At 64.4% G+C, this 13,116-nt stretch carries 12 protein-coding genes and 1 tRNA gene; 4 read left to right on the top strand and 9 right to left on the bottom strand.

Annotation, left to right across the window (positions count from 1 at the left end):
* Nucleotides 1-10: 10 nt before the first annotated feature.
* Nucleotides 11-1,075 (bottom strand): YedE family putative selenium transporter, encoded by a 1,065-nt coding sequence (gene yedE, locus KQI12_RS06835; protein WP_216571983.1) that lies wholly within the window; start codon nucleotides 1,073-1,075, stop codon nucleotides 11-13.
* Between the two features lie 329 nt (nucleotides 1,076-1,404).
* Nucleotides 1,405-2,460, bottom strand: coding sequence for a selenide, water dikinase SelD (gene selD / locus KQI12_RS06840; protein WP_216571985.1), 1,056 nt, complete (start codon nucleotides 2,458-2,460; stop codon nucleotides 1,405-1,407).
* Between the two features lie 131 nt (nucleotides 2,461-2,591).
* Between selD and KQI12_RS06845 the strand changes: the two genes are divergently transcribed.
* The 3 genes from KQI12_RS06845 (at nucleotide 2,592) to KQI12_RS06855 (ending at nucleotide 5,905) form a co-directional block, all read left to right on the top strand.
* Nucleotides 2,592-3,515: a selenium metabolism-associated LysR family transcriptional regulator gene (locus tag KQI12_RS06845; protein WP_216571987.1), complete on the top strand. Its 924-nt coding sequence runs from the start codon at nucleotides 2,592-2,594 to the stop codon at nucleotides 3,513-3,515.
* Between the two features lie 297 nt (nucleotides 3,516-3,812).
* Nucleotides 3,813-5,084: a putative DNA modification/repair radical SAM protein gene (locus KQI12_RS06850; RefSeq protein WP_216572356.1), complete on the top strand. Its 1,272-nt coding sequence runs from the start codon at nucleotides 3,813-3,815 to the stop codon at nucleotides 5,082-5,084.
* Between the two features lie 2 nt (nucleotides 5,085-5,086).
* Nucleotides 5,087-5,905: a TIGR03915 family putative DNA repair protein gene (locus tag KQI12_RS06855; protein WP_253290880.1), complete on the top strand. Its 819-nt coding sequence runs from the start codon at nucleotides 5,087-5,089 to the stop codon at nucleotides 5,903-5,905.
* Nucleotides 5,906-6,059: 154 nt separating this feature from the next.
* On the opposite strand, the gene KQI12_RS06860 is transcribed toward KQI12_RS06855, so the two are convergent.
* The 7 genes from KQI12_RS06860 to ymfI all read right to left on the bottom strand — a co-directional run bounded on the left by KQI12_RS06860 (nucleotide 6,060) and on the right by ymfI (nucleotide 12,816).
* Nucleotides 6,060-6,866 carry a zinc dependent phospholipase C family protein gene (locus KQI12_RS06860; RefSeq protein ID WP_216571989.1) on the bottom strand — a complete coding sequence of 269 codons (807 nt, stop codon included), beginning with the start codon at nucleotides 6,864-6,866 and terminating at the stop codon, nucleotides 6,060-6,062.
* A gap of 100 nt (nucleotides 6,867-6,966) precedes the next feature.
* Nucleotides 6,967-7,668, bottom strand: coding sequence for an ABC transporter ATP-binding protein (locus tag KQI12_RS06865; RefSeq protein WP_216571993.1), 702 nt, complete (start codon nucleotides 7,666-7,668; stop codon nucleotides 6,967-6,969).
* A 4-nt stretch (nucleotides 7,669-7,672) separates the two neighbouring features.
* Entirely contained in the window at nucleotides 7,673-8,497 is an 825-nt protein-coding gene (locus KQI12_RS06870) for an ABC transporter ATP-binding protein (RefSeq protein ID WP_371817985.1), read from the bottom strand.
* Nucleotides 8,498-8,526: 29 nt separating this feature from the next.
* The gene (locus KQI12_RS06875) at nucleotides 8,527-9,606 is read right to left on the bottom strand and encodes a branched-chain amino acid ABC transporter permease (RefSeq protein WP_216571996.1); all 1,080 of its coding nucleotides are present in this window, start codon (nucleotides 9,604-9,606) and stop codon (nucleotides 8,527-8,529) included.
* Between the two features lie 10 nt (nucleotides 9,607-9,616).
* Nucleotides 9,617-10,498 (bottom strand): branched-chain amino acid ABC transporter permease, encoded by an 882-nt coding sequence (locus tag KQI12_RS06880; protein WP_216572358.1) that lies wholly within the window; start codon nucleotides 10,496-10,498, stop codon nucleotides 9,617-9,619.
* Nucleotides 10,499-10,693: 195 nt separating this feature from the next.
* Complete coding sequence (locus tag KQI12_RS06885; RefSeq protein ID WP_216571999.1) at nucleotides 10,694-11,908, bottom strand: ABC transporter substrate-binding protein; 1,215 nt, start codon at nucleotides 11,906-11,908, stop codon at nucleotides 10,694-10,696.
* Nucleotides 11,909-12,060: 152 nt separating this feature from the next.
* Nucleotides 12,061-12,816, bottom strand: a complete 756-nt coding sequence (gene ymfI / locus KQI12_RS06890) for an elongation factor P 5-aminopentanone reductase (RefSeq protein WP_216572002.1) — start codon at nucleotides 12,814-12,816, stop codon at nucleotides 12,061-12,063.
* Nucleotides 12,817-12,970: 154 nt separating this feature from the next.
* On the opposite strand from ymfI, the gene KQI12_RS06895 reads away from it, so the two are divergent.
* Nucleotides 12,971-13,046 (top strand) — tRNA-Val (locus tag KQI12_RS06895).
* Nucleotides 13,047-13,116 lie beyond the last annotated feature (70 nt).

The raw sequence follows: 13,116 nt of genomic DNA on the forward strand, positions 1-13,116 counted from the left end.
TTTCGTCCGATCAGTCTTTGTTGCGGCGCAGGTTGGTCACGGCGATGACCGCCACCACGATCAGGCCCAGGATCACGGCCACCTGACCATTGGCGGTGGGGCCCTTGCCGGAAGAGGCCAGACCGAAGTTGTGGCAGAAGGCCGCGCCCACCACCATGCCCAGCACAGCCACGGTGGAATCGCTGTTGCCGCTGCCGGACAGGATCAGCTGGCGCAGGGGGCAGCCGCCCAGCAAGACGGAGCCGAAGCCTACCAGCACCATGCCCATCAGGTTCCACAGGCCGTCGTTGTAGGCCACGGGCTGATCGGCGAAGGTGAAGTGGACGGGGTTGCCCAAGATCAGGTTGCCCACCAGAGCCGCCGCAAAGATGGCCACGAAGCCCAGCAGGAGATGGAAGTCACGGAACAGGATCACGTCACGGATGCCGCCCACCATACACAGGCGGGTCTTCTGGGCCAGTGCGCCCACGATCAGGCCGGCGATCAGTGCCAGGGCCAGAGGCGCGCGGGCCGCGCCGGGTCCCTCCGCAGAGAAAAAGATGAAAGCGGGAGCCGCCACCAGCAGGACCAGAAGACCCACGACGACGGCGGGCATGACCACACCCTCCACCTTGGGCTGGGGAGTGGACTTCTTCAGAGAAAAGCCAGCCTGCAGGAACGCGGTGCCGATGGCGATGCCGATGACGAAGCCCACCAGGCCTACCACGGCGTTCAGGTCGCCGCCGCCGATGCGCAGGACCATCCGCAGGGGGCAGCCCAGGAACATCAGAGCGCCCACCATGACACAGAAGCCCAGCACGAAGCGGAGCGCCGGAGAGGAACCGCCCCGGACGTTGAATTCCTTGCCCACCAGGGACATGACCAGTGCGCCCAGCACCAGACCGATGATCTCAGGACGGATGTACTGGACGACCTCCGCCCGGTGGAGGCCCACCGCGCCGGAGATGTCCCGCAGGAAACACGCGATGCAGAAGCCCATGTTCGCGGGATTGCCCTGAGACGCCAGGAACGCCGCGATCAGGCCGACCACCAGGCCGGTCACGATGATGAGCCCATGCTCTTTCAGTTTTGCCATGATCGATCTTCCTCCTTTGTTTTGATACCCTCTGTACTCGTGCGCCACACGACTTGCGCACAGCCCTATTATACCCGGTCCAGATAGGGAAGTGAAATTGGATCCGCCGATATTGTACCATCCAGTTTATTTACTTTCCGTATAAAGAAAGCGTTTTTCTCCCGGGCGTGAATATAATTTATTCTATTTTTTGATAAAGTCTTGTCGTTTCTTTGGAGAAGGTGTATACTTGGGGCGGACAGACGCAAAAAGCGGACTCCGGCGTCTGAAAAGACACCGGAGTCCGCTCCTCCATGCTCCGTGTTCGACTCATTTGGGTCCTGGGTCGATCACATCCGGCCGGGGACCACCCGGACCAGCTTGTCCCCTCTGGGCTCCACCACGCCGATGGCCGCGCCGGGGACGCCCAGATCGCTCAGCCGCCGGAGCAGCTCCTGCGCCCGGACCTCGGGCACGGTGATCAGCAGGCCGCCCGCCGTCTGGGGATCATACAGCGCATCGGACCGCTCCAGCGGCACGCCGTCCTCCACGACCACGTCCTCCGCCAGATAGGCCATGTTGTTGTAAGCCCCGCCGGGGATGATACCGTCTCTGGCCAGCTCCAGCGCCTTGGGCACGATGGGCACGGAATCCGCCCAGAGGCGGAAGGTATGGCCGCTCCCCTTAGCCATCTCCTGCACATGGCCCAGCAGGCCGAAGCCGGTGATGTCGGTGCAGGCGGTGGGATGGACGGGGAGCATCGCCTCCTGTCCCTTCTTGTTGAGGGTGGTCATGATGGCCAGCATCTCGGCATACTCCGCCTCGGTCAGCAGGTCTGCCTTGGCCGCCGTGGACAGGATGCCCGTGCCGATGGGCTTAGTCAGCACCAACACATCGCCTTCTTTCGCCCCGTCGTTGGTGAGGACCTCGTCCGGATGGGCGAAGCCCATGACGCAGAGGCCGTATTTCGGCTCCTTGTCCTCGATGCTGTGTCCCCCCACGATCACAGCGCCGGCCTCCATCACCTTGTCATAGCCTCCGGCCAGGATGCCCTGGACCACGTCCAAGGGCAGGCAGCTGGGGAAGGTGAGCAGGTTCATGGCGATCTTGGGGGTCCCGCCCATGGCCCACACATCGGAGAGGGCATTCGTCGCGGCCACCTGGCCGAACTGGAAGGGGTCGTCCACGATCGGCGGAAAGAAATCCACCGTGGCGATCATGGCCGTCTCGTCATTGACGCGGTACACCGCCGCGTCATCGCTGGAATCGAAGCCCACCATCAGATCCGGATCATAGATGCGGGGCAGATCGGCCAGCAGTTTCCCTAGGACGCCCGGTCCTATCTTGGCGCCTCACCCGCCGGCGGAGGTCATCTCCGTCAGCTTGACTTTCTTGACATCAGACATGGTCTACACCCGCTTTCTTTCGTAACATACAGTGGCCCGAGGGGTTGCTCCGGCTCATTGTACTCCTACGTCCGAAAAATAGCAACCTTGTATCCCAATGATACGCCCAGAGAAAAGAGGAACGAACGCATATGCAGATCAAGCAACTGGAGGTATTCGTCCATGTGGCCCGGCTCAAGAGCTTCTCCAAGGCCGCCGACGCCCTCTATCTGACCCAGCCCACCATCAGCGCCCACATCAGCTCGCTGGAGAACGAGCTGGGCACCAAGCTGGTCATCCGCTCCACCAAGGAGATCCAGCTCACCACCACCGGAAGCATCCTGCTGGGCTACGCCACCCAGATCCTGGGTCTGTGCGAACGGGCGGAGCAGGAGGTCAAGACCGCCTCCTCCGACATCCAAGGCGCCCTGTCCGTGGCGGCCTCCACGGTGCCCTCCCAGTACCTCCTGCCCCGGATCCTGCCCTCCCTGCGGAAGCGGTATCCCAAGGTGTTCTTCCAGATCTATCAGGGGGACACCAATCAGGTCGCCCAGCGGGTGTTCGAGAACGGCGCGGAGCTTGGCATCATCGGCTCTCCGGTGCAGAAGGCAGGCTGTGTCTGCACGCCCTTTTTCTCCGAGCGCATGGTGATCGCGACCCCCAACACGCAGGAATATCAGGAGCTGGATGGCGTCATGACCACCCAGGCGCTCCGCTCCAGTCCCTTCCTCGTCCGGGAACCCGGCTCCGGCACCCGCCGCCGGGGAGAGGAATTCCTGCGCGGCATCGGCATCGACCCCCGGGATCTGGTCCTGGCCGCTCAGCTCCAGAGCACAGAGAGCATCCTCCAGGGCGTGAAGAACGGCCTGGGCATCGCCATCGTCTCCGGTCTGGCCGCCGTCGACTACACCGAGATGGGCAAGATCCTGACCTTCGACTTCGACAGTCCGCTCCTGACCCGGCAGTTCTATCTGATCCACCACCGGACCCGCCCCCATTCTCCCGCCGCCACCATGCTCCTCCAGGAGCTGCCCCAGTTCTTCCACGATGGCGCGCTCCAGACGGAGCAGGCATGACGGGCCTCCATCCCATACATATCGAGCACTCGCTGTGCTCGCACACTAGCGGCCTGAGAAGAGTTTTTTCTGAGGCACATGTCCTCAGAAAAAACGTCTTACATCTGATCCCGTCACCCGCGGGTGACGGAACTCTGCGAGGCTCTTACATCGCTCAACGTGAGGAATGACTCTTTTGACAGTCTGGAGCCCCCGCTCTGCGAGCGGGGGCTTTCTCATGCCTCTTGACAAAACATTTGTTCGATGATAAGATGCAAATAATCGAACGATAGTTCTATCTCAAAGGGGATGGTCTCTTTGGAGCTCATGGATAAGCTGACGATCCTGGCGGACGCGGCCAAATATGACGCCGCCTGTACCTCCAGCGGGCTGGACCGGGGGCGCCGCCGGAGCGGGATCGGGTCCACCATGGCGGCGGGGTGCTGCCACTCCTTCTCCGCGGACGGACGGTGCATCTCTCTGCTGAAGGTCCTGATGACCAATCTGTGCGTCTACGACTGCCAGTACTGCGTGAACCGCCGCTCCAACGACCTGCCCCGTGCGGCCTTCCACCCCCGGGAGCTGTGTGAACTGACCATAGGCTTTTACCGGCGGAACTACATCGAGGGCCTGTTCCTGTCCTCCGCCGTCCTGCGGGACCCGGACTACACCACCGAGCGGATGATCGAGACCCTGTCCCTCCTGCGGCGGGACTACGGCTTCGGCGGCTACATCCACGCCAAGGCGATCCCCGGGGCGGACCCGCTCCTGACCCACCGGCTGGGGCTCCTGGCTGACCGCCTCAGCGTCAACATCGAGCTGCCCTCTGAGCAGAGCCTGGCCCTTTTGGCCCCAGACAAGGGGAGGCGGGCCATCCTGGCCCCCATGGGCCAGATCCGGGACTCCATCGCCGCCTCCGGGCGGGAGCTGGCCCGCTCCCGCTTTGCGCCCCGCTTCGCCCCAGCAGGGCAGTCCACCCAGATGATCGTAGGGGCCACACCGGAGGACGACCGGCACATCCTGGCCCTGGCCCAGAGCCTCTACGACCGCTATCAGCTCAAGCGGGTGTTCTTCTCCGCCTATATGCCCGTGTCGAACAGCCGGCTCCTGCCCTCGCCGGCGGAGTTCCGACCGCCCCTCCTGCGGGAGCACCGGCTCTATCAGGCGGACTGGCTCCTGCGCTTCTATCACTTCCGGGCGGAGGAGCTCCTGTCCGAGGACGCCCCCGATCTGGACCCTCGGGTGGACCCCAAATGCGGCTGGGCCTTGCGGCACATGGAGCGCTTCCCGGTGGAGGTCCGCACCGCCGACTATGAGGACCTCCTGCGGGTACCGGGGATCGGCGTGACCAGCGCCCGGCGGATCCTGACGGCCCGGCGGGTGGGCGGACTCACCTTCCTGGGCCTGAAGACGCTGGGTGTGGTCCTCAAGCGGGCCCAGTACTTCATCACCTGCGGCGGGCGGATGCTGGAGGGCCTCCGTGTGCGGCCCGACCGGATCCCGGGCCATCTGGCGGCACTGGAGCGGCCCGGTCTGGAGGCCGTCCCGGAGCAGATCTCCCTGTTCCCGCCTCTGGGGCAGGAGGCATGACCATGGATGGACCGGCAGAACGTGAGCGGAGGAGGACCATGCCCTGGACTCAGGTATCCTACACCTATGACGGGAGCTTCTCCGGCTTCCTGACCTGCGTCTATGAGAGCTGGCTCCACCGGGAGGCTCCGGCCGCTTTCTCCACGCCGGAGGATCCCCGGGTCTCCCTGTGGCCGGAGCGGCCGGTGGCGACCGATGAGGCCCATGCCCGCCGGGTCTACCGGTCTCTGGCCCGGAAGATCTCCCCCGCCGCCCGGGAGCTGGTGGCCCTCGGCTTCCTGACCAGCGCCGAGGACCGGGAGCTCCTGCTGTGGGGGTTCATCTGGTACGGCTATGCCCGGGGGCGGGCGGTGACGCGGGACCTGACAGACCCCCGGGTGGCGGCACTGGACAAGGCGGTCCGCCATCTGCGGAACGAGGCCCACCTCTATAAAGGCTTCCTCCGGTTCTCCGAGCGGGACGGGATGCTGGCGGCGGAGATCGAGCCCAAAGACCGGGTGCTCCCCCTCCTGCGGCCCCACTTCTGCGCCCGCTATCCGGAGGAGGACTTCGCGATCTGGGACAAGACCCACCAAGAGGTCCTGCTCCACCGGTCCGGGGACTGGCGGATCCTGCCGGCGGAGGAGGTCCGGCTGGGCACCGCCGGGGAAGCGGAGGAGGGCTTCCGGGCCCTGTGGCGGCGGTTCTACCAGACGATCGCGATCCCCGGCCGGGAGAACGAGGCCTGCCGCCGGAGCCATATGCCCAAGCGCTATCGGAACACGATGACCGAGTTCCAGAGCGCTCCCGCCGCCGTGCCGGCCATGGGGCCCAAAGGGTGAGGACTGACTGGACAGGCCAAAGGGACGGTCCTTTTGGTCATCGATGACCAGGGACCGTCCCTTTGGTCTTGTCATGCCGTCGGAGCAGCACCCTGATCCGTCTCTTCCAAACGGGGCGTCAAGGGCACTGCCTCTGCGGGATCGGGCCCTCCGTTCAGATCACCGGATGCTCCTTCCCGTCGAAATCCCGGTCGAACCAGGCCGACAGGCTCCCCTCGCCGGCGGCGAAGGCCTGGAATTCCAGCAGATGCTCCGCCGCCGGGGCCACGGCCCGCTGGAGCAGAGCCGTCAGGTCCCGGCAGACGGCCGTGTGCTCTTCCGGCGGCTCCCGCCGCAGGATCACGCCCCGCAGGTCCCGGCAGGGGGGCAGGCCCCGCAGGACCTTATCCGTCATCCAGCCCAAAAGCTCCTCCCGCCGCTTGGCGAACAGCAGGGTATCCGTCCGCATGGCGGCGTAACCCTGCCGGAGCTGGGCCGGGCCCGCCTTCCGGTAGGTGAGAGCCGCCGCCCGGAACACCGCCCCATCCTGGATCTTGGGCAGATAGGCCTGTCCCTGAGTCCAGAGGCCCCGCTCCTCCATGAGCTTCCGGTCCAGCTCGGCTTCCATCGCCAGATGGCCCAGATGGCCGTCCGCCATCCGGGCGTCCACATAAGGGTGACAGGCCGCGTCCAGCGCGAAGTGGCACAGGAATCCGGCGGCATAGCTCCCCGCCAGAGGGACCCGCTCCCGGACAGGACCGGCCAGCCGCCGGAACACCGGCCGGACGCTCTCCTTGTGCATCCGCATCCCCTCCAGCCGGGCGGGGAAAGGGAGGGCCGGCCAGTAGAAGAACAGGGGGTCCGGCCCCAGACACCCCAGGTTGAAGGCCTCCCGCTCCGCCCGGAGGGGACGGGCCGTCTCCTCCGGCAGAGCCGCCAAGACCTTCGCGCCAAAGACCAGATGAGCGAAATAGTTGGGCATAAGGCGTCTCTTCTTTCGTAACAGGATATTCGGGAAAAAGACAGCAGACCCGGGCGGCGGTGCCGTCCGGGTCTGTTCTATGGTTCGGGCAGGAGGCGCTTCAGCCGCCCAGGTAGGCTTTCTTGACGGCCTCGTTCTCCAGCAGCTCTTCGCCGGTGCCGGTGGCCACGATCTTGCCGGTCTCCAGCACATAGCCCCGGTGGGCGATGGACAGGGCCATCTGGGCGTTCTGCTCCACCAGCAGGATGGTGGTGCCCGCCTTGTTCAGCTCCTGGATGATGTCGAAGATCTGCTCCACCAGGATGGGGGCCAGGCCCATGGAGGGCTCGTCCAGCATCAGCAGGCGGGGCTTGGACATCATGGCGCGGCCCATGGCCAGCATCTGCTGTTCGCCGCCGGACAGGGTGCCGGCCACCTGCTTGCGCCGCTCCTTCAGGCGGGGGAAGCGCTGATAGATGTCGGCGATGCTGTCGGCGATCTCGCCGTTGGGGCGGGTATAGGCGCCCATCTCCAGGTTCTCCTCCACGCTCATCTGGAGGAACACCCGGCGTCCCTCAGGGACATGGGCCAGGCCCAGGGAGACCACCTTGTGGGGCGGGATGCCCGCCAGGCTCTTGCCCATGAACTCGATGGAACCGGTGTGGGACCGGAGCAGACCGGAGATGGTCTGCAATGTGGTGGACTTGCCCGCGCCGTTGGCGCCGATCAGGGTCACGATCTCACCGTCGTTGACCTCGAAGGACACGTCCTTGATGGCGTGGATGGCGCCATAGTAGACATTGATGTGTTCGACCTTCAGCATCGCGTCATCCCTCCTTCTTCTGGCTGCCCAGATAGGCCTCGATGACCTTCGGGTCGTTCTGGATCTCCTCCGGGGTGCCCTTGGCGATGACCTGGCCGAAGTTCAGGACGCAGATGCCCTCGCAGATGCCCATGACCAGGTTCATGTCGTGCTCGATCAGCATGATAGCGATGTGGAAGGTGTCCCTGATCTTCAGGATGTTCTCCATCAGGTCAGCGGTCTCGGAGGGGTTCATGCCGGCGGCCGGCTCGTCCAGCAGCAGGAGGCTGGGGTTGGTGGCCAGAGCGCGGACGATCTCCAGACGGCGCTGGGCGCCGTAGGGCAGGCTGCCCGCTTGATGGTCCGCCATATCCTCCATATCGAAGATGTGGAGGAGCTCCATGGCGCTCTCGTGGGCCAGCTTCTCCTTCTTCCAGTAGCCGGGCAGGCGGAAGATGCCGCTCCACATGGGGTAGCGGACCTGGTTGTGCAGGCCGATCTTCACGTTGTCCTCCACGCTCAGCTTGTCGAAGAGGCGGATGTTCTGGAAGGTACGGGCGATGCCCGCCCGGTTGACCTGCACGGTGTTCATGCCGTGGGTGTCCTTGCCGTCGATCAGGATGGTGCCCCGGGTGGGCTGGTACACCTTGGTCAGCAGATTGAACACGGTGGTCTTGCCCGCGCCGTTGGGGCCGATCAGGCCGGCGATCTCGGTGCGGCCGATGGCCAGGTTGAAGTCGTTCACGGCGGTCAGACCGCCGAAGTCGATGCCCAGATGACTGCACTCCAGGATGGGGGACTTGTCCACGTCCCGCTCCGGCACGATGGAGTGGCTGGGCACGGGGACCATCTTGGTGGCCTCACGTTTTTCCAGTCGGCTCATTTCGCCGCCCCCTTTCCGTTCTGCTTGGCCTCCGCCTTCTCACCACCGAACTTCTCCGCGAAGAACTGGCGGATGGCGGCGTTGTTGGTGACGATCATGACCACGATCAGCACCACGGCGTAGATCAGCATCCGGTAGTCGCCCACGGCGCGGAGCATCTCGGGCAGGACCGTCAGCAGGGCCGCGGCGATGATGGAGCCGCGGATGCTGCCCATGCCGCCCAGGACCACGAAGACCAGGATCAGGATGGAGGTGTTGAAGTCGAACTTCTTGGCGGCGATTGTGCCGTAGTTCATGGCGTACAGCGCGCCGGCGGCGCCCGCCAGCACGGCGGAGGTGACGAAGGCCATCAGCTTGTACTTGGTGGCACCGATGCCCACGCTCTCCGCGGCGATGCGGTTGTCCCGCAGGGCCATGATGGCCCGGCCAGCCCGGCTGTGGACCAGGTTCAGCACCACCACCAGAGTCAGCAGGACCAGCAGGAAGCCGGCGGTGAAGGTGGCCAGCTTGGCGTAGCCGGTGGCGCCCATGGGCCCCTTGATGACGGCCACGCCGCCCTCGGCCAGGCCCAGCTTGTCGGCGCTCTCCACGGAGAAGTGGAGGCCCTCGCTGTCCACGCCGATGTACAGGCAGTTGATGATGTTCTTGATGATCTCACCGAAGGCCAGAGTCACGATGGCCAGGTAGTCGCCCCGCAGGCGCAGGACGGGCACGCCGATGACCACGCCGGCCACACCGGCGAACAGGGCGCCCACGATCATGCACACCAGCAGGCGCGCCGGACCGGAGGGGATCGCGTCGGCCAGGGCCACGGAGGCCACCACGCCGGTGAAGGCGCCCACGCTCATGAAGCCGGCGTGTCCCAGACTCAGCTCGCCGGAGACGCCGACCACCAGGTTCAGGGACACGGCCATGACCACATAGCAGCAGATGGGCACCAGCTGGCCCTGGAGGGAGCTGGACAGTCCGCCGGCCGCTTCCAGGACCTGGACGATGATAAAGGCCGCGATCACGATCCCATAGGTGATGATGTTGTCCAAAAGCCGCTTGTTCTTGCGGGAAGAGATCTGTTTCATCGCGTCCACCTCAAACTTTCTCTCGGATGGTCTTGCCGAGCAGGCCGCTGGGCTTGACCAGAAGGACCACGATCAGCACGGCGAACACCACCGCGTCGGAGAGCTGAGTGGAGATATAGGCCTTGCCGAAGATCTCGATCACGCCCAGCAGGATGCCGCCCACCAGGGCGCCGGGGATGGAGCCGATGCCGCCGAACACGGCGGCGGTGAAGGCCTTGATGCCGGGCATGGAGCCGGTGGTGGGCATCAGGGTGGGATAGGCGGAGCAGAGCAGGACGCCGGCGATGGCCGCCAGCGCGGAGCCGATGGCGAAGGTCATGGAGATCGTGAAGTCCACGTCGATGCCCATGAGCTGGGCCGCGCCCTTGTCCTCCGAGCAGGCCCGCATGGCCTTGCCCATCTTGGTATTGCCGGTGAAAGCGGTCAGGGCGACCATGATGACCACACAGGCCAGCACCGTCACCAGCGTCGCATAGGAGATGGTCAGCTTGCCGCCGGCCAGCGACAGGCTACCGGAGGGGACCACAGAGCGGAAGGATTTCGGATCGGAGCCCCACAGCTTCAGGGCCGCATTCTGGAGGAAATAGCTCACGCCGATGGCGGTGATCAGGACCGCCAGAGAGGGGGCCTGCCGCAGAGGCTTATAGGCCAGCCGCTCGATCACCACGCCCAGGATCGTACATACCACCATGGCCAGCACTACGCCCGCCACCGGGGGGAGCCCATAGCTGCCCGTGGCGAAGAAGCACACATAGGCGCCCACCATGATCACGTCGCCGTGGGCGAAGTTCAGCATCTTGGCGATGCCGTAGACCATGGTGTAGCCCAGGGCGATGATGGCGTAGATGCTCCCCAGACTGATGCCGTTGATCAGATTATTGAGGACAGAGATCATACGTTACACCTCACACACATTCGTCATACGTTCATTTCCTTACCGGGGGGAAAATGCCGCGGCGCCGGGGATGTCTCCACGGCGCTTTCCTCCCGATAAGTGCGGATAGTGGGAAAAGAGGGCCGCCGAGCCTCTCGGCGGCCCTCCCTTGTCACTTGGGAATGGATCTGGAACTTGGTCAGACGGGAAGGATCACTCGATGGTGACGTACTTGGCGTCCTCGACCTTGATGACCACGGGGGCCTTGGAGACCTCGCCGTTGGTGGACCAGGCCATGCCGCTGCCGGTCAGGCCGTCCACGGTGAAGTCGGAGCCGGTGAACTGGGCGATCAGAGCGTCGCACACGTCCTCGTGGCTCATGTCGGCGGTGACGCCGGCCTGCTCGCAGGCCTTGGCGATGGCATAGATGCAGTCATAGCCGTCGGCGGCGAACTGGTTGGGGTCGGTGCCGAACTTCTCCTGATAGGCCTTGGTGAAGTTGGCGCTCAGGTCATCGGTGCCCCAGGGGTTGAAGGCGGTCATCAGCACCAGGCCATCGGCCAGAGAGGTGTCGAAGCCGTCCAGCGCCAGGATACCATCCATGCCGTCACAGCCGAAGAAGGTGGGCGCGTAGCCCATGCTCTTGGCCTGGTTCAGGATCAGGGAAGCGGGGGTGTAGTAGATGGGCATGAACACCAAGTCGGCGCCGTTGCTCTGGGCGTCGCCCAACTGCACGGAGAAGTCGCTGTTGGTGTCATCGGGGAAAGTGGTCTGAGAGACCACGTCCAGGCCCTTCGCGCCGGCCTCGGCGATGAAGGCGGTGGCGATACCGGTGGAGTAGGCGTCGCCGTTGTTGTAGATGACAGCGATCTTGCTGCCAAGCTCAGCGTGCTCCGCGATGTAGTCCGCGGCGGTGGTGCCCTGGTTGGGGTCGGTGAAGCACATCTGGAACACATTGTCCTTGCCGGCGGTCACGTCGGAGGAGGAGGCGGAGGGAGTCAGCTGGAAGTAGCGGTCCGCGGAAGTAGAGGAGGCGACGGCCACGCAGGGGTTGGTGGTGGTACAGCCGTACAGGATCTGCATGCCCCAGTCCTTCAGGTTGTTGTAGGCGTTGCTGGCCTTCTCGGTATCGTTCTCATCGTCCTGGAAGTTCAGCTCGAACTGCAGGCCGCCCTGGGCGTTGATCTCATCGACGGCCAGCTGGGCGCCCTGCTGGGTGGCGACGCCGTACACGGCGGCGGAGCCGGTCAGGGGGCCGATGCCGCCGATCTTGATGGCCTCACTGGAAGCAGCGGGAGCATCGCTGCCGCCGGCGGCGCTGGGGGCGGGGGTGCTGGCGGAGCCGCTGTTGCTGCCGCCGCAGCCGGCGAGCAGGGAGACCGTCATCGCGGCAGTCGCTGCAAGAGACATAACACGCATCTTTTTCATGATTTCATGACCTCCTTGTGGATTGTTGACATTATACGCTCCGGCTCAAATATTGTCAACCTGTCAAAATATCCAACGAACCGTTCCGTTTCGTGTTCTTCTCTGACAGACAGTACAATTTCAGCGGTCAAATGTCCATAACAGGCGGCCGTTCAGATCAGGATGCCTCCGTTCGGACTGAGGATCTGTCCGGTGATGAATCCGGCGGCGGGGGAGGAGAGGAAGTACACGCTCTCGGCCACGTCCTCGGGCCGGCCGATGCGCTCCAGAGGGGTCTCCTCCCGGAGAGCCTCCAGATCCTCCGGGCCCAAATTCCCGTTCATCTCGGTATCGATTACCCCTGGAGCCACGCAGTTGACCCGGATGCCGGAGGGCCCGACCTCCTTGGCCAGCGCCCTCGTGAGGCCGATGACCGCGGCCTTCGCGGCGGAATAGGCCACCTCACAGGACCCTCCGGTGACGCCCCACATAGAGGACAGGGTGACGATGCTCCCTGCCTTCCGGTGGATGAAGTGGGGCAGGACCGCCCGGCAGGCATAAAAGACACCGTCCACGTCCGTGCGGAAGATCCCCCGCCAATCCTGATCCGTGATATCGGTGAAAAGCTGCTGTTTCGCCACCCCGGCGTTGCATATCAGAATGTCAAGTTGACAAAATTTCTCCAACACATTGTCAACCATCGCCCGGACCTGCTCCGGGTCGCCTACGTCGGCCCGGATGGCCGCGGCGGTCCCTCCGGCGGACCGGATCTCCTCCACCAGCGCCTGAGCCGCGGCCTCGGAGCGGTGATAGTTCACCACCACCTGGTCTCCCGCCGCAGCAAAGCGGCGGGCGCAGGCCGCCCCGATCCCCCGGCTGGCCCCGGTGATCAGCACCGTGCGGGGCGCGGTCTCATTCTTCCCTCCCATATGTGGTCCCTCCTTCGATATATCGGATGCGTCGCTCGGTCCAGTATAGCACCACCTTCCCGCTCGGGCAATGGGTCCAAAAAAGGACTTGGACTTTTTTCGGAAAACCTATTGACGATCGCGCTCCCATCCGTTATAATAAGCAACGTTGTTTGGACGATTAGCTCAGCTGGTAGAGCATCCGCTTGACGTGCGGGAGGTCACAGGTTCAAGTCCTGTATCGTCCACCATCGCTGAAGCCCCTGGGCCGCAAGGCCTGGGGGCTTTTCGTCGTTTTCACGGACTTTTTTCGTTCGAACC

The sequence above is a fragment of the Pseudoflavonifractor sp. MSJ-37 genome, from assembly GCF_018917965.1.
GTDB lineage: Bacteria > Bacillota > Clostridia > Oscillospirales > Oscillospiraceae > Pseudoflavonifractor_A.

Coding starts and splice junctions, on each gene's coding strand:
- yedE (WP_216571983.1), bottom strand. CDS start 1,075: ATGGCAAAACTGAAAGAGCATGGGCTCATCATCGTGACCGGCCTGGTG.
- KQI12_RS06845 (WP_216571987.1), top strand. CDS start 2,592: ATGCAGATCAAGCAACTGGAGGTATTCGTCCATGTGGCCCGGCTCAAG.
- KQI12_RS06855 (WP_253290880.1), top strand. CDS start 5,087: ATGGATGGACCGGCAGAACGTGAGCGGAGGAGGACCATGCCCTGGACT.
- KQI12_RS06860 (WP_216571989.1), bottom strand. CDS start 6,866: ATGCCCAACTATTTCGCTCATCTGGTCTTTGGCGCGAAGGTCTTGGCG.
- KQI12_RS06865 (WP_216571993.1), bottom strand. CDS start 7,668: ATGCTGAAGGTCGAACACATCAATGTCTACTATGGCGCCATCCACGCC.
- KQI12_RS06870 (WP_371817985.1), bottom strand. CDS start 8,497: ATGGTCCCCGTGCCCAGCCACTCCATCGTGCCGGAGCGGGACGTGGAC.
- KQI12_RS06875 (WP_216571996.1), bottom strand. CDS start 9,606: ATGAAACAGATCTCTTCCCGCAAGAACAAGCGGCTTTTGGACAACATC.
- KQI12_RS06885 (WP_216571999.1), bottom strand. CDS start 11,908: ATGAAAAAGATGCGTGTTATGTCTCTTGCAGCGACTGCCGCGATGACG.
- ymfI (WP_216572002.1), bottom strand. CDS start 12,816: ATGGGAGGGAAGAATGAGACCGCGCCCCGCACGGTGCTGATCACCGGG.